The 25533-nt window shown below is 39.5% G+C and carries 23 protein-coding genes and 1 tRNA gene; 13 read left to right on the plus strand and 11 right to left on the minus strand.

What is annotated here, in order from left to right:
* Positions 1 to 96: 96 nt before the first annotated feature.
* From hemW to LCM02_RS13040, 4 genes are read left to right on the plus strand one after another with little or no spacing between them, the layout of a single operon-like run.
* Positions 97 to 1224 carry a radical SAM family heme chaperone HemW gene (hemW, locus tag LCM02_RS13025; protein WP_224930880.1) on the plus strand — a complete coding sequence of 376 codons (1128 nt, stop codon included), beginning with the start codon at positions 97 to 99 and terminating at the stop codon, positions 1222 to 1224.
* Between the two features lie 33 nt (positions 1225 to 1257).
* On the plus strand, positions 1258 to 1902 hold the full coding sequence (locus tag LCM02_RS13030; protein ID WP_224930883.1) for a DUF4230 domain-containing protein: 645 nt from the start codon (positions 1258 to 1260) through the stop codon (positions 1900 to 1902).
* A 19-nt stretch (positions 1903 to 1921) separates the two neighbouring features.
* Entirely contained in the window at positions 1922 to 3604 is a 1683-nt protein-coding gene (locus LCM02_RS15960; protein WP_224930886.1) for an AAA family ATPase, read from the plus strand.
* Between the two features lie 20 nt (positions 3605 to 3624).
* Positions 3625 to 3984, plus strand: a complete 360-nt coding sequence (locus LCM02_RS13040; protein ID WP_224930889.1) for an MmcQ/YjbR family DNA-binding protein — start codon at positions 3625 to 3627, stop codon at positions 3982 to 3984.
* Between the two features lie 265 nt (positions 3985 to 4249).
* Here the strand turns inward: LCM02_RS13040 and LCM02_RS13045 are convergent, their stop codons facing one another.
* Entirely contained in the window at positions 4250 to 5092 is an 843-nt protein-coding gene (locus tag LCM02_RS13045) for an AraC family transcriptional regulator (RefSeq protein ID WP_224930892.1), read from the minus strand.
* Between the two features lie 134 nt (positions 5093 to 5226).
* On the opposite strand from LCM02_RS13045, the gene LCM02_RS13050 reads away from it, so the two are divergent.
* The 5 genes from LCM02_RS13050 (at position 5227) to LCM02_RS13070 (ending at position 11426) form a co-directional block, all read left to right on the plus strand.
* Entirely contained in the window at positions 5227 to 6144 is a 918-nt protein-coding gene (locus tag LCM02_RS13050) for a dihydrodipicolinate synthase family protein (RefSeq protein ID WP_224930897.1), read from the plus strand.
* Positions 6145 to 6175: 31 nt separating this feature from the next.
* Entirely contained in the window at positions 6176 to 7759 is a 1584-nt protein-coding gene (locus LCM02_RS13055) for an aldehyde dehydrogenase (NADP(+)) (RefSeq protein ID WP_224930900.1), read from the plus strand.
* Positions 7760 to 7838: 79 nt separating this feature from the next.
* Positions 7839 to 8849, plus strand: coding sequence for a 4-hydroxyproline epimerase (locus LCM02_RS13060; protein ID WP_224930903.1), 1011 nt, complete (start codon positions 7839 to 7841; stop codon positions 8847 to 8849).
* A gap of 26 nt (positions 8850 to 8875) precedes the next feature.
* Positions 8876 to 10120, plus strand: a complete 1245-nt coding sequence (locus LCM02_RS13065) for an NAD(P)/FAD-dependent oxidoreductase (RefSeq protein WP_224930907.1) — start codon at positions 8876 to 8878, stop codon at positions 10118 to 10120.
* A gap of 7 nt (positions 10121 to 10127) precedes the next feature.
* Complete coding sequence (locus LCM02_RS13070) at positions 10128 to 11426, plus strand: aminopeptidase P N-terminal domain-containing protein (RefSeq protein WP_224930911.1); 1299 nt, start codon at positions 10128 to 10130, stop codon at positions 11424 to 11426.
* Here the strand turns inward: LCM02_RS13070 and LCM02_RS13075 are convergent.
* The 9 genes from LCM02_RS13075 to LCM02_RS13115 form a co-directional block, all read right to left on the minus strand.
* Positions 11420 to 11902 (minus strand): GNAT family N-acetyltransferase, encoded by a 483-nt coding sequence (locus LCM02_RS13075; protein WP_224930915.1) that lies wholly within the window; start codon positions 11900 to 11902, stop codon positions 11420 to 11422. The two genes, LCM02_RS13070 and LCM02_RS13075, sit on opposite strands and share 7 nt — an antisense overlap.
* Before the next feature lie 30 nt (positions 11903 to 11932).
* Complete coding sequence (locus LCM02_RS13080) at positions 11933 to 12361, minus strand: YybH family protein (protein WP_224930920.1); 429 nt, start codon at positions 12359 to 12361, stop codon at positions 11933 to 11935.
* A gap of 10 nt (positions 12362 to 12371) precedes the next feature.
* Complete coding sequence (locus LCM02_RS13085) at positions 12372 to 15407, minus strand: aminotransferase class III-fold pyridoxal phosphate-dependent enzyme (protein ID WP_224930923.1); 3036 nt, start codon at positions 15405 to 15407, stop codon at positions 12372 to 12374.
* Positions 15408 to 15410: 3 nt separating this feature from the next.
* Positions 15411 to 16472, minus strand: a complete 1062-nt coding sequence (locus LCM02_RS13090) for a proline racemase family protein (RefSeq protein ID WP_224930927.1) — start codon at positions 16470 to 16472, stop codon at positions 15411 to 15413.
* Positions 16469 to 17440: an ornithine cyclodeaminase family protein gene (locus LCM02_RS13095; protein ID WP_224930930.1), complete on the minus strand. Its 972-nt coding sequence runs from the start codon at positions 17438 to 17440 to the stop codon at positions 16469 to 16471. Before LCM02_RS13095 ends, LCM02_RS13090 begins: the two co-directional genes overlap by 4 nt.
* 111 nt (positions 17441 to 17551) lie before the next feature.
* Entirely contained in the window at positions 17552 to 18103 is a 552-nt protein-coding gene (locus LCM02_RS13100) for a PepSY-associated TM helix domain-containing protein (protein WP_224930933.1), read from the minus strand.
* Between the two features lie 100 nt (positions 18104 to 18203).
* Positions 18204 to 18704: a GNAT family N-acetyltransferase gene (locus LCM02_RS13105; RefSeq protein WP_224930936.1), complete on the minus strand. Its 501-nt coding sequence runs from the start codon at positions 18702 to 18704 to the stop codon at positions 18204 to 18206.
* A gap of 53 nt (positions 18705 to 18757) precedes the next feature.
* Positions 18758 to 19861: a DUF4407 domain-containing protein gene (locus LCM02_RS13110; RefSeq protein ID WP_224930938.1), complete on the minus strand. Its 1104-nt coding sequence runs from the start codon at positions 19859 to 19861 to the stop codon at positions 18758 to 18760.
* Positions 19862 to 19980: 119 nt separating this feature from the next.
* Positions 19981 to 21381 carry a dipeptidase gene (locus LCM02_RS13115; RefSeq protein ID WP_224930942.1) on the minus strand — a complete coding sequence of 467 codons (1401 nt, stop codon included), beginning with the start codon at positions 21379 to 21381 and terminating at the stop codon, positions 19981 to 19983.
* A gap of 96 nt (positions 21382 to 21477) precedes the next feature.
* On the opposite strand from LCM02_RS13115, the gene LCM02_RS13120 reads away from it, so the two are divergent.
* The 3 genes from LCM02_RS13120 to LCM02_RS13130 all read left to right on the plus strand — a co-directional run bounded on the left by LCM02_RS13120 (position 21478) and on the right by LCM02_RS13130 (position 24149).
* The gene (locus tag LCM02_RS13120; RefSeq protein ID WP_224930944.1) at positions 21478 to 22830 is read left to right on the plus strand and encodes a Gfo/Idh/MocA family protein; all 1353 of its coding nucleotides are present in this window, start codon (positions 21478 to 21480) and stop codon (positions 22828 to 22830) included.
* 71 nt (positions 22831 to 22901) lie between these two features.
* Positions 22902 to 22983: transfer RNA gene (locus tag LCM02_RS13125), tRNA-Leu, on the plus strand.
* 149 nt (positions 22984 to 23132) lie between these two features.
* On the plus strand, positions 23133 to 24149 hold the full coding sequence (locus LCM02_RS13130; protein WP_224930950.1) for a LacI family DNA-binding transcriptional regulator: 1017 nt from the start codon (positions 23133 to 23135) through the stop codon (positions 24147 to 24149).
* A 37-nt stretch (positions 24150 to 24186) separates the two neighbouring features.
* Here LCM02_RS13130 and LCM02_RS13135 read toward each other — a convergent pair whose 3' ends face one another.
* On the minus strand, positions 24187 to 24756 hold the full coding sequence (locus LCM02_RS13135) for a hypothetical protein (protein WP_224930954.1): 570 nt from the start codon (positions 24754 to 24756) through the stop codon (positions 24187 to 24189).
* Between the two features lie 105 nt (positions 24757 to 24861).
* Here LCM02_RS13135 and LCM02_RS13140 point away from each other — a divergent pair, with 105 nt between their 5' ends.
* Positions 24862 to 25527 carry a hypothetical protein gene (locus tag LCM02_RS13140; protein ID WP_224930957.1) on the plus strand — a complete coding sequence of 222 codons (666 nt, stop codon included), beginning with the start codon at positions 24862 to 24864 and terminating at the stop codon, positions 25525 to 25527.
* Positions 25528 to 25533 lie beyond the last annotated feature (6 nt).

The following is a 25533-nucleotide window of genomic DNA, read 5'->3' on the forward strand; positions in this document are numbered from 1 at the left end:
AATATAAACTTACCCCGCCTAAACGCACTCGAGATTCATTTAGTTAGGAGTGTAGCTCTTACTTTGTATCTTACGCCTGGATTTATTCTTAGACTTATGGCCGGTATCTATATACATATACCTTTTTGCAAACAGGCATGTTACTATTGTGATTTCCATTTTTCAACCTCACTCAAGAACAAGGATTCGATGTTGTCAGCCATTAAAAAGGAGCTGGTATTACGAAAAAAAGAGATCAGTGATTACGTAGAAACCATTTATTTTGGAGGAGGTACGCCTTCCTTGCTTAATCCTGCGGAAATAGAGGACATCTTAAATCTAATCAGAACTCATTTTCAGGTAACCAAGGATCCGGAGATCACTCTTGAGGCTAATCCGGATGATCTGTCTAAACAGAAGATAGAAGATCTGAGCCGATCACCTGTGAACCGGTTGAGTATTGGGGTTCAGTCCTTTTCTGATGAGGACCTGAGCTATATGAACAGGGCCCATAATAGTAAACAGGCGCTGAGATCTATGGAACAGGCTTCAAAATGGTTTGATAATATAAGCATGGACCTGATCTATGGATTACCCGGGCTTAGTGAAGAACGATGGGCTGAAAATCTACAATGTACTTTTGATTTTAAAGTTGGGCACATTTCGAGTTATGCGCTTACCGTTGAACCCAAAACGGCATTGGATCATTTTATTCGAACGGGAAAATATAAAGCCCCTTCTGATGCCTTGGCAGAAAGACATTTTAAAATTCTTCAGGAACACACAAAATCCAAAGATTATATACAATATGAAATTTCAAATTTTGGAAAGAAAGGTTATTTCTCCAGACATAATGCCTCCTATTGGAAAGGGGTAAATTATCTGGGTATAGGACCGTCTGCCCATTCTTTTGACGGTAGCCGAAGAAGCTGGAATATTACCAACAACGCCAGGTATATAAAGTCCCTTGAAAAAGACAGGTTGCCCAGTGAAATTGAACATCTGACAGTTGAGGACAGGATTAATGAAAGGATCATGACCGGAATCAGGACGATCTGGGGAATTTCAATTCGGGATATAATGTCAGATTTTGGTGAAACTTATAAAGAAGCGCTGATGAAGCAAGCCAAAAAACACCTTCTTGCAGGTAGTCTTTACATTGAAGAGGATCACCTGATTTTAAGGCCTGACAAATATTTTTTAGCCGATGGAATTGCTTCGGATATGTTTTTGATCAAAGTATGATTTATTTAGTATTTTTAAAGCCTATTCGATAATATGGAAGCTTTACTCGGACTTTTTCTTGGAGCAATAATCACCTACTGGGTATTAAAATATATCAAAATTCAGAAAAGAAAAGATATTACAAATGCGCAATCGGCCATTCTCATGGAAAAGATCAGAAAGGTTTGGAAACTCATCACTGTTGAAGGAGAGTTTGCAGAAATATACCATTACGAGAATACCAAGGAAAGATTTATGAGCATGGTTTCCAGTAAGAAAAAAGCGATTCTGTTGATTAATGCCAAAGCTCATGTGGGCTTTGATCTCTCTAAGATCAAAATGGAAGCCAATAATGAAAAAAAGGTGATCAGGTTAACCGATTTTCCTGATCCTCAGGTCCTGAGTCTGGAAACCGATCTCAAGTACTATGATAAAAAAGATGGCTTGTTCAATAAATTTGATTCTACGGATTTGACCGAAGTTAATTCTCAGGCTAAAGAATACGTATTGTTAAAAATACCTGAGAGTGGTTTGTATGACACAGCAAAAAGCGAAGCTCTTGAGGCTGTTCTTCTTATACAGAATATTGTGGAAACCATTGGTTGGAACCTGGACTATCAGGATCTGTTACTTGCAAAGAATAATAAGGGAATTGCAATACAGGAAAAGTTAGTGAATAAACTGGAACAGGAAAATTGATCCGTGAATTTAAGAATAAGTGAATCAAGATCAGGCCTTAGCGATATTGAAATCCGGTAGAAATGTTTTTTTAACAGGTTCTGCAGGTACCGGGAAAACGTATGTTCTCAATAAATATATTCAATACCTGAAAGCTCGAAAAATTCCGGTATCCGTTACGGCTTCTACTGGAATTGCGGCAACACATCTCCAGGGGACCACGATTCATGCCTGGTCAGGTATTGGAATCAAGGATAGCCTGAGCCAGCGAAACCTGAAAGCCTTAAAGGAAAAAAAGTATCTTAAAAAGCATATTGACAAGACCAAAGTGCTCATTATTGATGAGATTTCAATGCTTCATTTAAAGCAATTCAATCTGGTAAATGAAGTACTTCAGTATTTTAGACAAACGGATAAGTCATTTGGAGGCCTGCAGCTGGTTCTTTGTGGTGATTTTTTTCAGCTTCCACCAATAGGTACGACAGGGGAAACGAACAGGGATAAGTTTTGTTTTATGTCTCAGTCCTGGTTGGGTGCGGATTTGTCAATCTGCTATCTGACAGAACAGTTCAGGCAAACGGACAGTAAATTGAATGATGTTCTGAATGAAATAAGAACGGGTACAGTAACTGAAAATTCTATAGCCTTGCTTCAGGATTGTACAAGGCCAATAGAAGAAAAGGAGCCCACAACCCTTTATACGCACAACATAGATGTTGACAGAATTAATTCTACACACCTTCAGGGACTTCGGGGAAGGAAAAAGATTTTCCGGGCAAAAGTGAAAGGAAATCTAAAGCTTGCCGAAACCATTAAAAAATCGATCATGGCTCCTGAAGTGCTGGAATTGAAGAAAGATTCAAAGGTAATGTTCGTCAAAAATAATTATGAGAAAGGCTATCTGAACGGAACGATTGGGACGGTTCTGCGTTATGATGATGATGGATATCCGGTAATTCGATTAAACAACGGTTATGAAATTACAGCAGTTCCGGAGGATTGGCGAATTGAAGATGAAGGAGGGAAACTGTTGGTTAGCTATGTACAAGTGCCTCTTAGGCTGGCCTGGGCCATTACGGTCCACAAGAGTCAGGGAATGACCCTGGACAGTGCAGTTATGGATCTGAACAAAACCTTTGAAAAAGGGCAAGGTTATGTGGCCTTGTCAAGAGTGAAGAGCATGGATGGGCTGGAATTGAGGGGATTTAACGGAACGGCCCTGGAGGTAGATAGGCTTGCATTACGAGCTGATCAAAGGTTTCAGGAATTATCCAGAGAACTGGAATTGAATTTGGATGCGGATAATTTGGAAAAAGAGGCCAGGAACTTTGTTAAACAAAATGGAGGAGTTCTTAATAAAGATGAAATTAAGGAGAATTTGGACCGATTGGAAAAAGGAAAGAAAATAGTTAAAAAATCTACCTATCTGATAACAAAACAACTCATAGATAAGGGGTATTCCTTGCAGGATATCATGATAGAAAGGAATCTGACCATCGGTACCATTTCGACCCATCTGATCAGGATTTCGGAAATGTATCCGCAAACAAACCTGAATCGATTCAAGCCGGAAAGAAGTGTTTTGACTAAAGTTAAAAAAGCAAGAAGGCAATTGCTAAAGGGAGCAGGTGCGGAAGAAAGGATTAGTTTAAAACCTATATTTGAAATCCTGAAGGGTGAAATTAGTTACGATCAGATAAAATTGGCCCTGGTGTTTGTTTGATTTATTATTGAAATTGAATTATGAATGTAGAAGAATTCAGAATGTATTGTCTTTCAAAGCATATGGTATCAGAAGAATTTCCATTTGATGAAACAACGCTTGTCTTCAAAGTATGCGGAAAAATGTTTGCTTTAACCGGGCTTGACAGTCCCGAGTTTAAGGTCAATTTGAAATGTGATCCTGATAGAGCCCTGAAATTAAGAGAAGAGTATGATAGCATCAATGAAGGCTATCATATGAGCAAGGTACATTGGAATACTGTTACGGTTGATGGTTCATTTTCGGATAATTTGTTTCGTGATTTGATAGATCATTCTTATGAACTGGTAGTTAGCGGACTTTCGAAAAAAATAAGAGAGGAATTTTTTAACGAATCTTGATAAAAAAATAATATTTAATCAACAGTAAAGATTCTTCGGTAAATAGAATGGTCCATTCGAAAAGAAAATCAATAGTTTCGTCCTTAAAGTGTTTTATTGGAGCCGCGGAAGATTTAATTTTAGAGGTAAATAACTCAGGTTCGTTCAATGTAACAATCTATCATGTTTTAACATTTAAAATCTGACTTATATAAGTAATTTGTTTTTGTTAAGTTAATTTTCGCCGAATAGCAGTGCTGTTTGGCGAATTTTTTTTACAGATTTTTCATTTGACCTTTTTCCTAAATTCGGACGGTGTCATATTTTTTATCGATTTGAATTTTCGGTTGAAATTAGTCAGATTATTAAACCCGCAGCGATAAGATATTTCAGCGATGCTCAGGTCTGACTTTTTAGCTAAAAGTTTACAGGCGTTTTCAATTCTGATGTCGAGAAGGAAATTAATATAGGTTTTATTTGTCCGCTGTTTGAAATAGCGGCAAAAAGCGTTTGGGGTCATGTTTGCAATTTCCGCCACCTGTTCAAGTGAGATGTTTTCATCGTATTTGGATAGAGTAAATTCAAAGATATCTCTCATTCTTTTACCTTCCTCCTCGCCATAGGATTTGTTGTGAATTTCAGAGGATAAGGTTACAAGTTTTTCTTTCGAAATCAATTGAAGTATATTCATAAAATCGATGAATTTTTCAAATTTCGATTTCGAAGGGATTTTAAAAAAAAGGACTCCAAGTTGATCAGTCGCAGGTTTAATTTTTATACCAAGCGAAGCCCGATGAAAAATAGTGTTGAATCTTTTGAATTCCGGAAACTCAAAAAAATGTTGACCAAAACTAGACTGGGTAAAAAATAAGGAGATCACATGAACCCCTTCATCGGAAGGGTCGTTATTGAAGACATGAGGAACATTTTCACCAATGATGAAAACATCATTTTTTTTGAACTCCCCAACAAAATCCCCAATGATACAGTTCCCTTCACCCCTTACCACATAACTAATCTGTATCTCCCTGTGCTGATGCAGTTTGTTATAGAGCATATCTACTTTGTCATTCTGAACAATCAGGGTAGAATGTTCAGGTTTAGGAATCTTAAAAGGAAATACTTTCATTCTATTTTAGGCATATATTATTCAAAAATAGAGAATAATAATAAAATAGAGGTAATATAGTACTATATCTTGTTAATTTAAATGAAAAAACGAAACACTTCTTCCTATAATTTTGCATAAAAACAATTTCAATTATGACTATACAATGGAAAGGGGTTATGCCTGCTGTAACCACGAAATTTACGGATCAGGATGAACTGGATCTGGATAATTTTAAAATAAATATCCAGGCTCAACTCGACGCAGGAGTTCATGGAATCATTCTTGGCGGAACTTTGGGAGAAGCAAGCACACTGAGCGAACTTGAAAAAAGGACTCTGGTAAGAGAAACAGTAGCATTTGTAAAAGGAAGTGTTCCGGTTATCATCAACATTGCAGAGCAGTCCACCAAGGCTGCCATTGAACTGGCAAGAATGGCTGAAGAGGACGGAGCTAGTGGATTGATGATGTTACCTCCAATGCGTTACAAAGCAGATGACAGAGAAACAGTAACCTATTTTAAAAAGGTTGCCCAGAGTACTACCTTGCCGATTATGATTTACAATAATCCAGTTGATTACGGGATCGAGGTAACCTTGGACATGTTTGAGGAACTTTTAAAAGACTGTCCTAATATTCAGGCTGTTAAGGAATCAACAAGAGATATTTCGAATATCAGCAGAATCAGAAACCGGTTTGGAGACAGGCTGGCCATTTTATGTGGGGTTGATACCTTGGCTTTGGAAAGCCTTTTGATTGGGGCTGATGGCTGGGTTGCCGGTCTGGTTTGTGCGTTTCCGGCTGAAACGGTTGCGATTTATGAATTGGCCAGATCGGGTAGAACTGAAGAAGCCATAGCCATATACAGATGGTTTTTACCGTTGTTGGAATTGGATATAAACACTAAATTAGTACAGAATATCAAACTGGCGGAAGTAGCTACCCGAATAGGTACAGAGAATGTCAGGGAGCCAAGATTGCCACTGGCAGGAGAGGAAAGAAAAAAAGTTCTGGGAATAATTGATGAGGCGATCAAAAACAGGCCCTTACTACCGGATTATAAGAATCTGTAACAAATTGAATAAATTAAAAAATAAAAACTTAATGATAACAGGGAAAAATCACATTGGCTGGCAGTTATATGATAAAGGCGATAAGTTGTTCAAAACCTTCAATCCTGTCAGCAACCAGGAAAATAAACATGATTTTTATGAAGCCTCTGGTGAGGAAATTAATAGAGCAGTGGACCTGGCCTGGGATGCCTTCAGCAGTTATCAGTTGGTATCCGGTTCATCCAAGAGCGAGTTTCTAAATGCCATAGCAGATGAAATTGAATCCCTTGGTGATGAATTGATTGAAACCTATTGTTCAGAATCAGGACTTCCGGCTGGAAGAGCAATGGGGGAAAGAGGCAGAACGATTTTTCAATTAAGGACATTTGCCGATCTGGTTAAAAAAGGAGATTGGGTTGAAGCTCATATTGATACAGCTATTCCTGACCGAAGTCCTGTCCCAAAACCTGACCTGAGAAAGATGATGATCCCTCTTGGACCTGTTGTAGTATTTGGAGCAAGTAATTTCCCTCTGGCTTATTCAACGGCAGGAGGGGATACGGCGGCTGCCTTGGCAGCAGGCTGTCCTGTGATCGTGAAGTCACACCCTATGCATGCGGGAACAGGAGAATTAATAGCTTCTGCCATTATCAAAGCGGCTCAAAGAACGGGAATGCCAGAGGGAGTTTTTTCAAACCTGAACAGCAGCGGAATAGAGGTAGGGGTTCAGTTGGTCCGGCATCCTAAAGTAAAGGCTGTTGGGTTTACAGGAAGTATAAGAGGAGGAAGAGCCCTCTATGATCTTGCTGCCAATAGAGAGGAGCCCATACCGGTATTTGCGGAGATGGGCAGTGTTAACCCAGTGGTCTTTTTACCCAAGGCACTTGATCAAAGAGGTACAAGCCTTGCGAAAACATATGCTGGTTCTGTAACTCTGGGAACAGGTCAGTTTTGCACGAATCCGGGACTTCTTTTTGGTATAAAAGGTAGCTCACTGGACAATTTTATTTCAGAATTGGCCAAAGAGATTACAGCCATCGAACCTGGGTGTATGCTTCACCCGAATATTATAGGGGCCTATGAAAGCAATAAGCAAAAAGCACTTACTCAGGAGGGTCTTTCATTGGTAGCTCAATACGATGATACCATTGCAGATAATGAGGCGCGCCAGGCGGTGACCACAGTGGAGGGAAAAACTTTTCTTGAAAATCCTCTCCTGCATCAGGAAGTATTCGGGCCTTTTACTATGGTTGTACAGTGTGAAAGTAAAAAGGAGCTTGAAGAGATTATCTACAGGCTTGAAGGTCAGCTAACAGGAACATTGATCGCAGAGGGAACAGAAGCCAACGACTATGATGGCATTGTTCAGGCTCTTAAGAACAGAGTGGGCAGAATTATTTTTAACGGAGTGCCTACAGGAGTTGAGGTATGTCCGTCAATGGTACACGGTGGCCCTTATCCTGCATCCACTGACAGTCGTTTTACGGCTGTAGGCATCAACTCGATAAAAAGATGGGTCAGGCCATTCAGTTATCAGGACTGGCCTAATCATTTGTTGCCAGATGCCTTGAAAAATGAGAACCCACTCGGTATTGTAAGGCTGGTAAACAATCAACTGAGTTCAGAGCCTTTTTAAATTAAGGACTCGTATTTTGTGTTAAGTTGTTAAATGATATATGCAACAGCATGTACCAACTTTTTGAGATATAAAAATAATGGCGAAAACCATATTTAAATGTATAGATGGCCATACCTGTGGAAATCCGGTAAGATTGATCACCACTGGTATTCCTGATTTAAAGGGAAATACCATGAATGAGAAGAGGCTCCATTTTATGAAGGATTTTGACTGGATCAGGAAAGGATTAATGTACGAACCTCGTGGTCATGACATGATGAGCGGAAGTATACTTTATCCGCCACATGATCCTGAGAACGACTTTTCAATTTTATTTGTTGAAACTTCGGGATGTCTGCCTATGTGCGGCCACGGAACCATTGGAACCATTACCATAGGAATTGAAGAAGGATTGATCAAACCAAAGACCCCGGGACGAATTCGAATGGAATCTCCTGCCGGCCTTGTAAACATAAGCTATCAGGAAAATAATGGCAAAGTAGAGTGGGTAAAACTAACGAACGTAAAAAGTTACCTGGCTGCAGAAAACCTGACCGTGGACTGTCCGGAACTGGGAGAGCTGCTATTTGACGTAGGTTATGGGGGTAATTTTTATGCAATTGTTGATCCTCAAAAGAATTATTCAGGTGTTCAGGATTTTAAAGCGTCTCAGATAATACAATATTCTCAGGTTGTAAGAAAAAGAATCAACGAGCTTTATCCTGATTATTTTGTCCATCCTGAGAATGATTCGATAAATGGGGTCAGCCATATGTTATGGACGGGAGATACCATCCATAAGACTTCCTCCGGTAGAAACGCTGTATTCTATGGGGATAAAGCGATTGACCGATCACCATGCGGTACGGGTACGTCGGCAAGAATGGCTCAACTGCATGCCAAAGGATTGTTGAAGAAAGGAGAGGATTATATACACGAGAGTTATATTGGATCCACATTTACGGGTAGGATAGAGGAAGAAACAGAGCTTAACGGAAGATCAGCCATCGTTCCAAGCATCCAGGGATGGGCGAAAGTATATGGATATAATACCATCATAATAGATGATGAGGATGATCCTTATGCCTATGGATTTCAGGTAATTTGATAATTGAGTAAAGATTTAAGATCGTTATGAAAAAATGTGTGGTAATAGGGGGAGGGGTAATAGGTTTATGCACGGCATATTTTCTCTTTAAAGAGGGACATGAAGTAACTGTACTGGATCAATCTAATATGGATTCAGGGGCCTCATACGTCAATGCCGGATATATTTCACCCAGTCATATTATTCCTTTATCTGCACCTGGTGTTGTAAAAAAAGGGATTCAATGGATGTTTGATCCTTCAAGTCCTTTCTATGTAAAACCGAGATTTGATGCTGATTTTTTAAGATGGGCATGGGCTTTTAACAAAAGCTGTACAGATTCGCATGTCAAAAAAGCGATCCCGGCCATCAGGGATATCTCAGTGTTTAGCCATGAATTGTATGAATCAATCAGAAAAGATCCTGAATTTGATTTTCATTTTGAGAACAAGGGGCTTCTTATGTTGTGCAAAACTGAAAAAATGCTCGAAGAGGAAGCCAAAATAGTTAAGTTGGCTAATGATGTGAATCTGGCCGCTCAGGTAGTCAACAAGGAAGAATTGAAAAATCTTGAACCTGATGTAGATCTCGATGTGATCGGGGCCACATACTTTCAATGTGATGCGCATTCTACTCCTTCAGAATTCATGAAGAATCTAAAAGACTACCTGATCTCAAAAGGAGTGAATATTCATAATAAGGAAGAGGTTCTTGACCTGGAACTTAAAAATAACAGGATAACTGCAGCGGTAACTTCTCGATCGAGATATGAGGCAGAAGAGTTTATACTTGCAGCTGGTTCATGGACCTCAAAAATTGCTGAAAAGGCAGGGGTAAAAATCCTACTACAGGCAGGTAAAGGATACAGGATAGATGTGAATGAAAAAACAGGAATCAGGTTGCCGGCCATCCTGGTAGAATCGAAGGCGGCCGTTACTCCGATGAACGGATTTACAAGATTTGCAGGGACCATGGAGATCGCAAGGATTAATGATGATGTGAACCAGGTACGCGTAAAAGCAATAGCTGATGCCGCAGCTAGCTATTATAAAGGATTAGTTATTGATCAAAAAGCACTTAAGGAGGCTTCTTCCGGATTGAGGCCACTCTCTCCTGACGGACTTCCTTTTATCGGACGGGCCGGGGATTGCCGGAATCTAATACTGGCCACAGGACATGCCATGATGGGCTGGACCATGGCAACAGGGACCGGTAAATTAATTTCGGAAATAATATCAAATCAAAAACCCTCGATAAATTTAGAACCCTATAACCCTGCCAGAAAATTTTAACCTAAGTATGAGATATCAAAACCTTCCATCGACAGTATTTAAAAAGAACAGGAAAGAATTTTCAAAAGAGATGCTTCCAAATTCTATTGCACTTCTCGCTTCTAATGATATTCAGGTCACAAATGCGGATGACAGCATGGGTTTTGCGCAAAACAATGATCTTTTTTACTTGTCAGGAATTGATCAGGAGGAAACGCTCCTGTTGCTTTATCCGGATGCCTACAAGGAAGAGAACAAGGAGATATTATTCATAAAGGAAACCAACGAACACATTAAAATATGGGAGGGAGAGAAACTTTCAGCGGAGCAGGCTAAGGATATTTCGGGAATTTCCAGGGTTGAATGGGTTGATAATTTTGAAAAAATCCTTCAATTGATGGCCTTTGAAGCCGACAATTTTTATCTAGGTCATAACGAACATATCAAAAGGGTGACCAAAGATGTTGAAACCAGACAGGACAGATTGATTAAGTGGTGTAAAAGAAAGTATCCACTGCATGATTATTTCCGGGCTGCAAAAATTACAAGGTCTTTGAGGCAGATCAAGTCAAAAGAAGAGGTGGATATGATAAAGAAGGCAGCAGCGATTAGTATTCAAGGGTTTAAAAGAGTGTTGCAAAAAGTCGAGCCTGGAATTAAGGAGTATGCATTGGAGGCTGAATTAAGTTATAAGCTTATAAAAGAAGGAGCTCAACGTCATGCTTTTAAGCCAATTGTTGCCTCAGGATCAAATGCCTGTGCCCTGCATTATAATAATAATGATGACTTCTGCAAGGAAGGGGATATGATTTTGATGGACTTTGGTGTTTGTTACGGTAATTATAATTCGGATACGACGCGTTGTTTTCCGGTAAACGGAAAGTTTTCTAAACGACAGAGGGAAGTTTATTCAGCCGTTTTAAGGTGTCTTAAAAAGGGGTCAGCATTGTTAAAGCCGGGAGTTGTTCCAAAAGATTATGAAGAGCAAATGGCTTCATTGGTGGAAACCGAATTGATAGGTCTTGGATTATTGTCTCAGGAAGATATTGATAATCAGGATCCTGATAACCCGTTGTATAAGAAATATTTTATGCATGGAACAGCACATCACATTGGACTGGACGTACATGATGTGGGCTTATATTCCAGACCTTTGGAGCGAGGGATGGTTCTTACCTGTGAGCCAGGGATATATATTGCTGAAGAAGGAATTGGCTGCCGATTGGAAAATGACTACCTGATCACCATCAACGGTAATATTAACCTCACTGAGGAAATGCCGATTGAAATTGAAGATATTGAGCGATTAATGGAAAAAGATCAATGATTTCTGGCATCTAGCCTCATGGTTATTAGATGTTTTTCAAATCCTGCTTTTTCATAGGCTTTTATGGCCTGGGGATTCTTATCGTACACATCCAGCCGGATTTCATAGACACCTTTTGCTTTACACCATAGTATCAAGCTATCAACAATTTGCTTATTGACTCCTTTGCCACGGTGCAATTCTTTGACAAACATAAATCCTAGATAACCCTGGAACCTGTGCTTTAAATAATGTCTGTCTTCTATAATTTTTGCATAACCCGAAGCTATTATTTCACCTTGGAATTCAGCCACAATTACTTCAATCTCCTCAGACTTTATAAAAGATTCTATGCTGTAATAAGAGATATTTCCTTCCCTTATCGTTTTATCCATGGGCCTTTCCGTTTGGATCAGTTCCTGTTCAAATTTGAGAAGGCTTGGCAGGTCCTCCAGAGTTGCTTTTCTTGTGATATAATTGGATTCGTTTAATTTCATTTTGCACTCAGGATATTTATCACGATCCGTTTAGCAGGAAGTATCTGAAATGATCTTCCATTCTCCTTTGATTTTTTTAAAAATGATCATAAAGATCCCATCGGCATTTCCAACAGATCGTTCGAGATGGTATTCACCCATAACATAATAAGCATCTCTTGAAATTTTTGAAATGTCATTGATCACAAATTTTAAAGTTCCCGAATATTCCTTGGAAGGATAGGCTTTTTTATACCTTGCCAGGGTATTGTTCCAGCCATAAGTTACCCCGTTACTTCCGTAAAATTTCAACTCTTCGGATTTCCAGTAACCCTGCATGAAGCCCTCAAGGTCATAATTGTTCCAAGCTTCCTGTTGATCAGCCATTACTTTTCTGATCTCAGTTTTATCGTCTTTAGTTTCAATTTCGGAAAAGGAACTTAGGAGTACTACTGTCAATAAAAGAACTATTTTTTTCATAAATAAAATTTTAAATTTTCATATAATCTTCGTCCAGGACTTCTGATAATGCCTTTAAAAGGCTTTTCGAATTTTCCAATGAAAATACCATTGGGGGTTTAATCTTAAGGACGTTGTGATCTGGACCGTCTATACTCATCAGGATACCTTTGTCCTTCATACGATTTGCCAGATACTTTGTTTTGTCCGGAAGAGGTTTCAGGTTTTTATCAGTGAGCTCAATACCCAAAAAAAGGCCCTGTCCCCGAATATCTTTTAGAATAGGATAAGACAGGCTTAATTGTTTTAATTCTTCTTTGAGATAATTCCCTGTTCGCAAAGCATTCTTTTGAAGATTCTCATTTTTCACCAGTTGAACTACGGCATTGGCTATAGCGCAGGATACAGGATTTCCGCCAAAGGTATTAAAATACTCCATCCCGTTTGCAAATTTATCGGCAACTTCCCTGGTACAAACCACCGCTGCTACCGGATGGCCGTTGCCGAGCGGTTTGCCGATGGTTACGATATCCGGGACAACATCATACAATTCAAAGCCCCAAAAAGATGAGCCAACCCGGCCGCAACCCACCTGAACTTCATCGGATATACATACTCCACCCGCTTTTCGAATGGATTCATAGGTATGTTTTAAGAAGTCAACGGGTAATTCTATCTGTCCCCCGCAACTTATTATGGGTTCAATGATAAACGCAGCAGGAGATTTGCCCTCAGCACTTAATTTTGATATGACCCTTTTTATTTCCAGGGCATATTTCTTTCCTGTATTTTCTCCTCTGTATTTACCCCTGAATTTATCCGGAATAGGAAAAATATGAGTATGCTCAGGACAACCTGCACCACCTTTTCCATCAAACTTGTAAGAGCTGATTTCGATACAGGCATTTGTATTTCCGTGATATCCCATTTCAGAGGCGATGATATCATTTTGCCCGGTTACGGTTTTTGCCATTCTAAGCGCCAGTTCATTTGCCTCACTGCCTGAATTAACAAAATGGACAACCGACAACTCAGGAGGGAAGGTTGATAACAGGGTTTCCGTAGCCTTGATGATGTTCTTGTGTAAATACCGCGTATTGGTGTTCAATAAAGACATCTGTTCCTGGCCGGCTTTTACCACAACCGGATGCTCATGTCCTGTATGGGCAACATTGTTTACTGTATCAAGATACATGACTCCTTTTTGATCGATGAGGTAAGGGCCCATTCCCCTGACGATATGAAGTGGTTCCTCATAGGACAGGCTCATTCCTTTACCAAGAAATTTCTGCCTGAATTTTATCAGGTCCTGCTTGTTTTCACTTTGGTACGGACCAAGAGATTCGAGTTGGAACAAAAGATTGGGATCAGGACAAATACTTTTCCAGGTAAGGATTTCACTATCATATGCCACACCAGGAAAATCAGACCTAAAATTGAGCAGAGACAACATGATTTCGAAATGTAAATGAGGGGGCCAGTTTCCGTTTTCAGGATAGTTTCCAAGAGTGCCTACCTGATCCCCGGATTTTAGAATCTCTCCCGGTTTTAAGGAGGTTGCACTTTTTACCGACAGATGGCCATAAAGACTGTAAAACTCAAAATCTTCAGCAAGGTGTTTTAGGATAACCAGCCCTCCGTATTCCTTGTCTCCTGAATCATTTACAGCAACAACCACCTCCCCGTCAAAAAGTGTGTGAACCGGAGTTCCGGGCCCAAGCCAAAAATCAATTCCTAGATGGATTGTTCTGCTTTCATTCCGGTCATTGCCTTTTTTTTGATAGGCTTCAGTGGTGTACACAAGCCTTGGCTCCAGGTATCCCCCTGCAATTATCTTTTTTGGATGCTGCTTTTGAAGCTTGTTGATTTTGTAATCAAAATAGTCGAAATCACTAAAGTCGCTTAAGTGCCCTAACCATGTGCTCGAGACGCTTAAATCGATATCATAACAGTCATCAGCGGGTACTGTAGGGAATAAATTTCGAAGTTCAGATTTGTTGCCCAATGACCACTTTTTAAATTTGTTTTCATTGGGATGCGCGGTAAATCCGCAAGCTTGTCTAAAACTGTAATGGGCAAATTCAGGACTGATTTCCTTCCACAGAAGTAAAAGCTCCCAGGCCGGCCTGGAACTAATCTGGAGGTATTCATTATCGGGTTCCTTGATTTGGTTTATTCGAGACTTTGTCAGGGTGATGACGAGCCGCATGGCAATGCAATCATAAAGAAACGATAATTCTTTTTCCTGAAGAGCCCTTCCCTGATGATATCCTTTAACAATCTCAATGGCCCCTGAAAGGGGATCCGTCAGGTTCATTATTCCGTAAGCGCAGCACACGGCAAGGTCATTGATCGTCTGAGAATGAATGGCGTCTCCATAATCTATAACAGCTGTTAGTTCAGGATCTTTTAAATTTTCATCGACAAGGATATTGAAATCGTTGGCATCATTGTGAATTACAGATTTTGGGAGCTTTTTGTATTCTTTTTGAAATGACTTAAACCTTTTTTGAAAGTATTCTATGATGATTTGTTCCTTTGACTCGAAGATCTCAATATGGTCAGTTGTCCACAGTGAATTGGAAAGGTCCCACTCAAAGGTTCTGTGGGCACTGGGGTGTTCAAAATCTTCAAGCGCCGACGTAAGCCTTCCACAGTACAGTCCAAGACTTTGCCTTAAGTTTGACCTTTTGGGATGAACTTCGCTGTAAATCCTTCCCGGAATCCAGCTCAGCAACCTGACTGCTCTTTGATTTTTGTTGTGATCGGAATAAAACGAGATTGAATTTCCAGAGAGGTCAGTAAATGTTTCGGGAGCTACTAAATCCTTATGGCATTGTTTTAGATGATCCAATAATTGCTGCTGAAAATAGAGCGAATCCAAATCTGCATCAGGCCTTGAAATCTTCAGGATATATCGGGGACCTCCCTTTGAGGATATTCTAAAATTCATATCGTATTCCCCGGGAAGCCTTTGGGCTTTTCCCTGAATTCCATAAAGGTCCAAAAGTACTTTTTGTGCTTCTTGAGTACTTATCAGCAGGTCATTGTAAGCTGAATTCTTCATGTGTTAACGAAGTATGAATCCGTATTTCATTGCGTCATCAGGATCTATAACAAAGGTATGCATTCCTGTAATATGCGCCGTACCTTCAACTTGCGGCACAACAGCATTAAATGGCCCAAAATCAATTTCTTCCACCACAGACCCTTTAAAAACGGAATCGGTGATGCTCTCAATGCTCATTTTTTCTCCGATCTGTATTTCATTTCTCAGATAATGTATGGCCATTCTACCCGATACTCCCGATCCTGTGGGGCATCGATCCACCTCTCCATCGGCAAATATGCAAACATTCCTGCTATCGATATTCTCGTGATCTGACCTTCCTGTAAAAATAGTTCCGTAGAGGAAGCCCAGGGCTTCTTCAAAGGGATGAACTATCGATTCATCACTTTCCATTACTGCCTTTTTTATTTGCATTCCGGTTTTTATGAGCTCCTGATAAGAAGCTTTTGAAAGGTCGAAATCAAAATTGTTCTTATCTAAGTCCACATAGGCGTAAAATGCACCTCCATAGGCAAGGTCATAGGTAACGGTTCCAATTCCCTGTATTTCAACTGACCGATTCAGGCCGGCAACAAAACTTGGGACACAAAGAAACCTAACCCCTTTTACTTTGCCGTTTTGAACATGAGCATATGACATGATACGTCCGCAGGGAGCATCAATTTTTACCTCATTCTCTCCGTCTTTCGCATCGATCCAGTTCAATTCAATACTTAAGGTGGTCAGTGCGATGATGGCATGGCCACACATCGTCGAATATCCTTCGTTGTGCAAGAATATCACCCCGAAATCTCCCTCATCATCGTTGGGAGGAGTTAAAATACAACCGTACATGTCCGCATGCCCTCTTGGTTCAAACATGAGTGCCGTTCTTAAATGGTCAAGGTTTTCCTTGCAGTATCTTCTGTATTCAAGAACGGAATTCCCTTTGAGTTCAGGAAAACCTTCGGTGATCACCCTAAGAGGTTCACCTCCTGTATGCATGTCAATGGTCTTGATTTTAAGCCATTCCCTTGGGGGATCATAGCTTTTCTTTTGTTGAATTCTATCGAAAGTTTTCATCGCTTTGATCTGTCTTTTTTATACTGTTCAAAGTAATATCTGGCTCCAAATAAATCTTCAGAAGCATGCCCAACCGATTTAAAAAGGGTGATCTCATCTGAATTTTCCCGCCCCGGATGACGATCGCCGCACAAACCGAATAAATCAGCTTTGATATCCTCTTTTTTGAGCAATCCCTTGTGTAAAGGAATTGCTATATCACCTGATTCTTTCAGGCCACCTTGAAAGGTGTCTAAAAAAATGCTCGACCTTAAAACACAAGCATCATCAGCCTCTCTCATATCTTTTTTATAGGCTCCAACCAAATCAAGATGCTGTCCGTTTCGAAGTTTAGTCCCATCTATCAAGGGATCAGCTGATAATGTGGCGGTGGAAATAATATCACTTTCATGGATATAGGAATCATAGTCCTTTACAGGAATGACCTCGATATCTTCCTGTTCAAATAAACGGGCAATTTTAAGGGCTTTGTCATAACTTCTTCCCCAGATATAAACTTTTTTCAATGGACTTACAGTGGCATGAGCTTTGATCAGATTGGAAGATAATACGCCCGTACCAAGCATTAAGAGGGTTGACGCTTTGGGGTGGGCAAGATAAGAAGCCGCAAGGGCTGAGGCTGCTGCCGTTCTTTTGGCAGTCAGAGCCTTGGCATCAAAAATTGCATTTAGGCTTCCGTTATGCGCATTGAGATAAAGATAGGTCCCTTGAATTGAAGGAAGCCCATAGTTGCCGTTATTTGGGTTTACGGATACTATTTTTACGCCTAAATCTATACCCGCCTCCCATGATGGCATAAGTAGCAGGGTTGAATCAATATTCTCCTTTGGGTTTGCGTAATCGTGATGATGCCTCATGGGTGTCTCAACCTGATTTTCTCCAAATCCGGATCTTAAAGTTTCAATGAGTTCACCAAAATCTGTATGAGACTCAATAAAATCGTTTGATATAAAAGGCGTAGAACCCATTTATTTTTTTGAATAAAAATAAATATAACTTCAAACTAATCCTATGTTACCTCTAAATTAGGTAAAATAATATGTTCATAGCGTAATAAAGTACTACTGGTAAATTCAACTTTAAGAAAGGAGAAACAAAAAGACAAGTGGAAATATCAGGCCAGCGAGTGCCAGTTTCCAACCCCTTTTTTTAAAACCGTTCTTCCCTGATGGAATTAAAATACCGGTTACTGCAATTAAGATCATTGCCGCCCCAAAAATATCTGAGTACCAGATCCAGAATTTATTTGTTGTCTTATGCAGGTACATGGTATGGCCAAGAAATGGGGTGCGTTTTTTATACTCGAGTATTCCTTTTCCGTTACTCGCATCAATATCTGCAACAACATTGTTCTTAAAGTAGATTCTTAGATCATTACCTCTTAGTCTGTAACTATCAAATTCAACTTGTTTATCCCAGTCTAAAACAGCTTTTTTAAGATACTCTTCATCAAGATTTGATATGGTTTCCGGTACGGGGATACTCACCTCAAGCGATTCGTAGGTATAATCCATCGGATACCAGTCCTGCCTGTGATTCAATATGATTCCTGAAAATGAAAAGGCAATCAGTAATCCAACATAAAAGTAGGCAAAGTCCCTGTGTATACTCCTATTCGTAAATTTTTTCATTATTCCTATATAATTGTGATTGAATTTATTGTATTTGACCTTTGCATAAAGAGATGGTTTAACCAAAGAATTTGAAATGTTTTGCTACTAATTCTATTATTCAGGAAAAAAGCATGATATCTTTTTCTTCATCAGGTAATCTTACCATTTTTTCATAACGTAATCCTAATTTTTCAAGAAGATGTATGGAGGCCTTATTATCCGGGTTTACAATAGCTAGTATCTTTTCAATTTTCAACTCATTCATCCCATAGTCAAAAATGGATTTTGCCGCCTCAAAAGCATAGCCTTTCCCCCTGTATTCAGGTAAAAAACCATAGCCAATATCAACGTGTTCAAGCCCTTCCCTGTGAATCAGGCCCGCGACTCCAATAAAAGCTTTGTTACTTTTAAGTCTGACCGCATAAAATCCAAAGTCAGATTCATCATAACTTTTAAAAAAGCGCTCTTTAATATGTTCATGTGCCGCTTCAAGCGTCCTGATGTTTCTGTCCCCGATATTCCTGATCCAGTCCTTGTCATTCATCAATTTGATCAAAGAAGGAGCATCTTCCAGGTTTACTTTTTCAATAAGTAATCGATTTGTACTTAGAATGGCCATGTCATTTTTAAAGGCCTAAAGATAAGTTTATTTGTATTCAGTAAATAATGTTTTTAACCTAAAACATCTTTTTGTTTCTTGTAAAAAGAATCTGACTGCAGTTTTAGAATATCCTTGGCTTTACTGCGCTTGTATTCATAAATTTCATCATCTTCGGCCACATCATAATAAACTTTTTCATTAAGTGTACTGTCGGTTTGCATAACTGCTGCTCGCTGGTTCTTCTGTTGGGTGACCCATACTTTTAACGTGTCTTCCTGTTCTTCAAATTTTAGGTCATAGGCTCCTTTAGGCGCCATAACCTTTGCAAACACAGGAGCAGTTTCAATGGCCATAAACAGCAAGAGAATGAACATAGATGGCAAGGCCGGAAGCTTGTTTAAGGCGTTAATTCTGGCCATAAGGCCGTCAAAACCGTCAATTATAGGCTGGCTGTTCATAACCTGAGCCTTTTGCTTCTCACGAAGTTCCTTTAGTGTATTTTCTTTGGCTTCTATCTTTTCAGCACTTGATTCCTTCAGGGTTTGTAATTCTTTTAACTGAGCATCGTGCTTTTCTCTTTTTTCTTTATAGACAGGCCCTTTACCTAACTTCATCGTGCCTTTTGTGCCTTCAGCTTCAGAAATATAAGTGTCATATAGTTCGTTTACCTCTTTCTCTTTGTTATATACTTTTTCCTCGATGTCTTTGATCTCATTTTCAATACGTTCAATTTCAGGCGTAAATTGCTCTGAAATCTGAACCTGATTCGCTAAGGTCATTTCATTCTTTTGCTCAAGCAATACCTGATCGATTTCTTTTTCAAAGATTTTAAGCTCCAGCGGTTTTGAGATTACAATGGCTATTATTATGGCAAGTATGATTCTTGGTGAAGCCTGCAATAATTCCTGCCAGAAATTGTCACGCTTTTTAATGGTAGATACTATAAAACGATCTAGATTGAAAATTAACAGGCCCCAGATCAAGCCAAAAACAACTGACAGGTAAACATTGTCAAATACAGTATACAGGGCATATCCACTTGAAATGAACGCCATGACCGCTGTAAAAAATACGGTTCCGCCAATTCCGGCATATTTGATTTGCTCAGATTTTGGACTTTCCTGAAGTAGATCTGTGTCTGCGCCCGAGCACATCCAGAAGAATTCTTTTACCATAATAGAGGAGGGTTTAGTTAATGACAACGTAACAATCCTTCTATATGTTGCTCAGATATTGTCTTTGTTATGATAAAGTTTTGTTAAAATTTTCAAGAGAAAGGAATCCAGAGCGTATTTTAAGAAGGATTCATTTTAAATAAATCTACATAATACTTGTAAAACAAAGGGATGGTTTCTATTCCTTTGAGGTAATTGAAAACCCCGTAGTGTTCGTTAGGTGAATGAATAGCATCACTATCCAATCCAAATCCCATCAGAATCGTTTTGCTCTTCAACTCTTTTTCAAATAATGCGACAATAGGAATACTTCCCCCTGATCTCTGAGGAATTGCCGGAACCCCAAAAGTATCAGTATAAGCTTTGTTTGCTGCCTGGTAACCAATATTATCAATTGGAGTAACATAGGCATGACCCCCATGGTGGGGATTTACTTTGACTTTCACAGCTTTTGGAGCAATTTTCTCAAAATGATTTTTGAACAATTCAGTAATTTCATCAGGATCCTGATCCGGTACTAGTCGCATGGAAATCTTGGCATAAGCTTTACTTGCAATCACGGTTTTGGCGCCTTCTCCGGTATAGCCTCCCCAGATTCCATTTACATCAAGCGTGGGCCTGATGGAATTTCTTTCATTGGTAGTATATCCTTTTTCACCGTATACTTCATCAATATCGAGAGCCTTTTTATAGTTTTCAAGTGAAAACGGAGCTTTTGCCATTTCATTCCGTTCTTCTTCGGTTGCCTCGATGACCTTATCATAAAAACCGGGAATGGTGATGTGATTATTTTCATCGTGAAGTGATGCGATCATTTTTGATAAGACGTTAATCGGATTAGCCACCGCACCTCCGTAGAGCCCTGAATGAAGATCGCGATTAGGGCCGGTCACTTCAACTTCAACATAACTCAATCCTCTCAATCCCGTTGTTATCGAGGGTTGGGAGTTGCTGATCATTCCGGTATCAGATATTAGAATAACATCATTTTTTAATTTGTCCTGATTTCTTTTCACGAACCAGTCCAGGCTTTCTGAGCCCACTTCTTCTTCTCCTTCTATCATGAATTTGACATTGCAGGGAAGCGAATTCAGTTTCATCATGATCTCAAAGGCCTTCAAGTGCATAAACATTTGTCCCTTATCGTCACATGCACCTCTAGCAAATATTGCTCCATCAGGATGGAGGTCAGTAGACTTGATCACCGGTTCAAAAGGAGGTGATTCCCAGAGATCAATCGGATCAGGGGGCTGAACATCGTAATGACCGTAAACCAAGACCGTGGGGAGATTCTCATCAATTATATGTTCTCCAAATACGATAGGGTAACCAGGAGTTTTACAGATTTCCACCTTGTTGCAACCTGCTTTTTGCAGATAATCATGAACGGCCTGGGCAGTATCCAATACATCTTTTTCATAGGATTTATCGGCACTTACCGATGGTATTCTTAGCAAATGAAGCAATTCTTCAATAAACCGGTCTTTATTTTGATCAATGTATTTTTTTACCCCTGACATTTTTCACTAATTTTAGATGCAAACAAATATAGACAAAAGAAGTCTTTATATTTTCATGAAAGGAAATCAAATAGAAATTTAACTACAAATTAATTGATGAGTTCAAGGAGAAAATTTATTCAAAATACATCACTGGCAAGTGCGGGAATTTCGGTTTTCCCTCACATTGGTTTTGCTAATTCGAAAAGTGAAAGTAAGGTCAATATTGGTTTGATCGGTGTGGGTTTAAGAGGGACTAACCATCTCAACAATTTATTGTTAAGAGACGATGTTGAGGTGACCGCAATTTGCGATATTGACGAAAACAGGATTTCGCTCAATCTGGATACGATAGAGAAAAGCGGCAAGAAAAAGCCTGAAGTTTTTGGCAAAAATGAATTGGATTATAAAAATCTTCTGGAACTGGAATCCTTGGACGCCGTGATCATTTCGACTCCATGGCTCTGGCATGCCCGTATGGCAAAAGATGCCATGCTTGCAGGTAAATATGTTGGCCTTGAGGTCTCCGCCGCCAATACGATGGAAGAATGCTGGGACCTGGTGAATATTCACGAGCAGACCGGTACACATCTAATGATTCTGGAAAATGTGAACTACAGAAGAGATATTTTGGCAGTACTTAATATGGTAAGGCAAAATGTTTTTGGTGAATTGATGCATTTTAGATGCGGATATCAGCATGACCTTCGTTTTGTAAAACTGAATGATGGAAAGACAGCTTATGGTAAAGGTGTTGAATTTGGAGAAAAAGGAATCAGCGAGGCAAGATGGAGAACTCAGCATTCTCTGCTGCGAAATGCCGATGTATATCCCACCCATGGGGTGGGTCCAATAGCCGCGATGACCAACATAAACCGAGGTAACCGTTTTTTGTCAATGACTTCTCATGCCACAAAAAGCAGGGGTTTACATAACTATATCGTGGAGCACGGAGGTAAGGACCACCCAAATGCGAAACTGAATTTTAAAATGGGAGATGTGATTACTTCAACCATAGAAACATCTAACGGTGAAACGATTATAGTAACCCATGATACGAGTTTGCCAAGACCTTATTCCTTAGGTTTCAGGGTACAGGGAACACAGGGTCTTTGGGAAGTTGACGGTAATAGAATATATATCGAAGGAGTATCAAAGCCGCATACCTGGGATGATGCAGATGAATGGTTAAAAAAATACGATCACCCGCTTTGGGTGAAATACGGAGAGCATGCGACCGGAGCTGGTCACGGTGGGATGGATTTCTTTGTCATAAATGCCTTTGTGGAGTCTGTTAAACGACAAATTGCGCCTCCTATGGATGTATATGATGCTGCGGCCTGGAGTTCGATTACCCCGCTATCTGAACAATCTATTGCGAACAATGGTGAGCCCCAGGATTTCCCTGATTTTACGAGAGGTTTGTGGGTTAAGAGAGCTCCATATAACTGGATAAAAGATACTTTTTAAAAAGAGGGAACAAATTTCTTAAACATTGTTTGCTAATTTGCAAAAATGATTATATTTGCAATCCAATTTTCGCGGGCGTGGTGAAATTGGTAGACACGCTAGACTTAGGATCTAGTGCCGCAAGGTGTGTGGGTTCGAGTCCCTCCGCCCGCACAAAAAAGCCCTTCTGATCGAAGGGCTTTTTTTATGGATAATTTTAGGATTTTAAAAGGATGATCGTATAAAAAGCTTGTAAAGTTCGTGTCAATGGTTTTTTTGTTAACTTTCGGGCACTGAATTCAAGATAAAGATGCAGCCATAGAATGAAGAATAAGAAAATAACCCTTAAGGAGTTAGCCAGTATTTTAAAAGTCTCTGTTTCAACAGTTTCAAAAGCCTTAAACGATAGCTATGAGATAAGTGAGGCTACCAAGAAGAAGGTCAAAACAGCGGCAATAAAGTACAATTATTCACCTAATTTACTGGCCCAGGGTTTAAAAACCAGGAGGACTAAAATTATCGGTGTGGTTATTCCGGACATGAGGGCTCCTTTTTTTATTCGCGTTTTAAGGGGAATAGAAAAAGAGGCCAGTAAAAAAGGCTATAATATTCTTACTTGTTTTTCCAACGAGTCTTTTGAAAAGGAAAAAGCTACACTGGAAATGCTCTCTCAGGGAAATGTTGACGGCATATTGATGTCTTTGAGCAAGGAAACGCAGGAACTGGGACAGATTGATCATGTAAATGAGATCATGTCAAATGGAATCCCTGTTACACTATTTGATCGTGTAGATGACAGGATTGAATGTGACAAGGTCATTATCAATGATTTTGAATCTACTTATTTTGCAACAAAGGAATTACTTAAAGCTGGAGCACGTAACATACTTTTCATATCTCCGATAAGTACGACTACGATTGGAAAAAACAGATACAGGGGCTATGCTTTTGCGCTGCGTGAACATGGTAATCTTGAGGAAAAAGTACTGTCTATTGAGGAATACAAAGATTTTTCAGCAGATTTAAATAGAATTCTGTCTACAGAAAAGGTAGATGGTATTATTGCGGCCAATGAATTAACTGGAATATCTGCTGTAAATATTGCATCCCGGCATGGTCTAAGGATTCCTGAAGACATATCGATCATTGGATTTACAAATGGATTATTGTCCATGAACAGTAATCCTCCCCTGACAACCATGAGTCAGCATGGAAAAGAAATAGGCAGGGTAGCTACAACAAAATTGCTGGACAGGTTAAACAATAGCAAGCTGGATTATACAACAACGGTGATCGAGACAACATTGATCAAAAGAGGCACTACCAGGTTAGGATTCTAAAAGTGACTATTGACTTGAACTTCTTTAATTGGTGGCTTTACAGACTCAAACCATAGGAAATATCGATACTTAAAGAAGTCTCATTTGCACTCATATTATACTCATAAGAGGCTGATATTCCCAAAGAACTCTTTAGATTGAGAGGAATCTGATATCCGAAAAACAGAGCCGTTGACCAGTCTCCGTCAGCCCATTTGTATTTTTTTTCCGGATTGTTCGTATCCATAAACCCTTTACCAAGACCTGTTCCTACCGACCAGCGATCACTTATTAAATAGGATCCGGTAATGGCAGCCGTAAAAGTGCTGACTATCTTATCTTTCTTTACATCTTTTTCCTGGTCCCACATGAGGCTGCCTGCAAAACCAATGGGTATGTTCTGCAGTCTTCTGCTAAACTCTCCGTTGAATCCGTAAAACCAGGCATCTCTTTCAATAAATTCCCCATAGCTACCTGATAAACTGACTAAATTTCTCTTTTCTTCATTTCTGGATATATTCGAAGAAAACTGTGACCAAACAAGACAAGGCAACAAAAAAAGTGATACCAAAAGCAGTAGTTTGCCTGAAATCACCGAGGATGAAACCATCTTATATTTTATAATCATAAAACCTTTGATCAAATCTTACGAGACAAATGTATGCTTTTGAAAATTATTTTGAGATAATAGATGTAAATTTACAAATCATTAAATCAACCAAATTTAAATTACATGAAAAAAATAAATGGATTTATAGTTCTCTGTTCGATTTTGATCCTTTGGGGATGCGGGACCTCAGTAAAAGTAACGGATGCCTGGCAGGCTGATGATATTGATGAGGCCAGAGAGGAACAATATCTTGTCATCGCCAGGGTAGATGATCAGGTGGGGAGGCAACGATTTGAACAGGAGATCTCAACCCGACTCAGAGCAGGAGGCATAAAAGCTGTAGAAAGTTATAAGCAGTATCCCTCGTTAAACATTCTGATTCAGTTGACGGATGAGGAAATCGATAAATGGGTTGCTGGCATTCAGAATGAAGGGTTTAACGGAATAGTACTTACCGTTATCAAGGATGCTTCCAAAGAAACTCGAACTTCAACCTCAGGGGTTGGGGTAGGCGTTGGTTATTATCCCGGATACTATGACGGATATGGATATTTTGGAGATTATTTTGGGTCAATATATTCTCCTTATGGATATTCCGGGGCTTATGTTCCGGTGTCGCAAAGAACCTATACTTCTGAAACCTACCATTTGGAATCAGTGGTTTATGATCTGGAACGAGAACGTAATAAACAACTCATTGCGGCTGTAACAGTTGATATTACAGATCCTAAATCGGCTGCTGAAGTAGCGCCAAAATATGCTGATAAAGTTTTTGCTCAGTTTGAATAAGATTGA

Source organism: Lutimonas saemankumensis (genome assembly GCF_020171465.1).
GTDB classification, from domain to species: Bacteria; Bacteroidota; Bacteroidia; order Flavobacteriales; family Flavobacteriaceae; genus Lutimonas; species Lutimonas saemankumensis.

Excerpts from the sequence above, each read along its gene's own strand:
- hemW (WP_224930880.1), top strand. The coding sequence starts at position 97 with ATGGCCGGTATCTATATACATATACCTTTTTGCAAACAGGCATGTTAC.
- LCM02_RS13030 (WP_224930883.1), top strand. The coding sequence starts at position 1,258 with ATGGAAGCTTTACTCGGACTTTTTCTTGGAGCAATAATCACCTACTGG.
- LCM02_RS13040 (WP_224930889.1), top strand. The coding sequence starts at position 3,625 with ATGAATGTAGAAGAATTCAGAATGTATTGTCTTTCAAAGCATATGGTA.
- LCM02_RS13045 (WP_224930892.1), bottom strand. The coding sequence starts at position 5,092 with ATGAAAGTATTTCCTTTTAAGATTCCTAAACCTGAACATTCTACCCTG.
- LCM02_RS13050 (WP_224930897.1), top strand. The coding sequence starts at position 5,227 with ATGACTATACAATGGAAAGGGGTTATGCCTGCTGTAACCACGAAATTT.
- LCM02_RS13055 (WP_224930900.1), top strand. The coding sequence starts at position 6,176 with ATGATAACAGGGAAAAATCACATTGGCTGGCAGTTATATGATAAAGGC.
- LCM02_RS13060 (WP_224930903.1), top strand. The coding sequence starts at position 7,839 with ATGGCGAAAACCATATTTAAATGTATAGATGGCCATACCTGTGGAAAT.
- LCM02_RS13065 (WP_224930907.1), top strand. The coding sequence starts at position 8,876 with ATGAAAAAATGTGTGGTAATAGGGGGAGGGGTAATAGGTTTATGCACG.
- LCM02_RS13070 (WP_224930911.1), top strand. The coding sequence starts at position 10,128 with ATGAGATATCAAAACCTTCCATCGACAGTATTTAAAAAGAACAGGAAA.
- LCM02_RS13075 (WP_224930915.1), bottom strand. The coding sequence starts at position 11,902 with ATGAAATTAAACGAATCCAATTATATCACAAGAAAAGCAACTCTGGAG.
- LCM02_RS13080 (WP_224930920.1), bottom strand. The coding sequence starts at position 12,361 with ATGAAAAAAATAGTTCTTTTATTGACAGTAGTACTCCTAAGTTCCTTT.
- LCM02_RS13085 (WP_224930923.1), bottom strand. The coding sequence starts at position 15,407 with ATGAAGAATTCAGCTTACAATGACCTGCTGATAAGTACTCAAGAAGCA.
- LCM02_RS13090 (WP_224930927.1), bottom strand. The coding sequence starts at position 16,472 with ATGAAAACTTTCGATAGAATTCAACAAAAGAAAAGCTATGATCCCCCA.
- LCM02_RS13095 (WP_224930930.1), bottom strand. The coding sequence starts at position 17,440 with ATGGGTTCTACGCCTTTTATATCAAACGATTTTATTGAGTCTCATACA.
- LCM02_RS13100 (WP_224930933.1), bottom strand. The coding sequence starts at position 18,103 with ATGAAAAAATTTACGAATAGGAGTATACACAGGGACTTTGCCTACTTT.
- LCM02_RS13105 (WP_224930936.1), bottom strand. The coding sequence starts at position 18,704 with ATGGCCATTCTAAGTACAAATCGATTACTTATTGAAAAAGTAAACCTG.
- LCM02_RS13110 (WP_224930938.1), bottom strand. The coding sequence starts at position 19,861 with ATGGTAAAAGAATTCTTCTGGATGTGCTCGGGCGCAGACACAGATCTA.
- LCM02_RS13115 (WP_224930942.1), bottom strand. The coding sequence starts at position 21,381 with ATGTCAGGGGTAAAAAAATACATTGATCAAAATAAAGACCGGTTTATT.
- LCM02_RS13120 (WP_224930944.1), top strand. The coding sequence starts at position 21,478 with ATGAGTTCAAGGAGAAAATTTATTCAAAATACATCACTGGCAAGTGCG.
- LCM02_RS13130 (WP_224930950.1), top strand. The coding sequence starts at position 23,133 with ATGAAGAATAAGAAAATAACCCTTAAGGAGTTAGCCAGTATTTTAAAA.
- LCM02_RS13135 (WP_224930954.1), bottom strand. The coding sequence starts at position 24,756 with ATGATTATAAAATATAAGATGGTTTCATCCTCGGTGATTTCAGGCAAA.
- LCM02_RS13140 (WP_224930957.1), top strand. The coding sequence starts at position 24,862 with ATGAAAAAAATAAATGGATTTATAGTTCTCTGTTCGATTTTGATCCTT.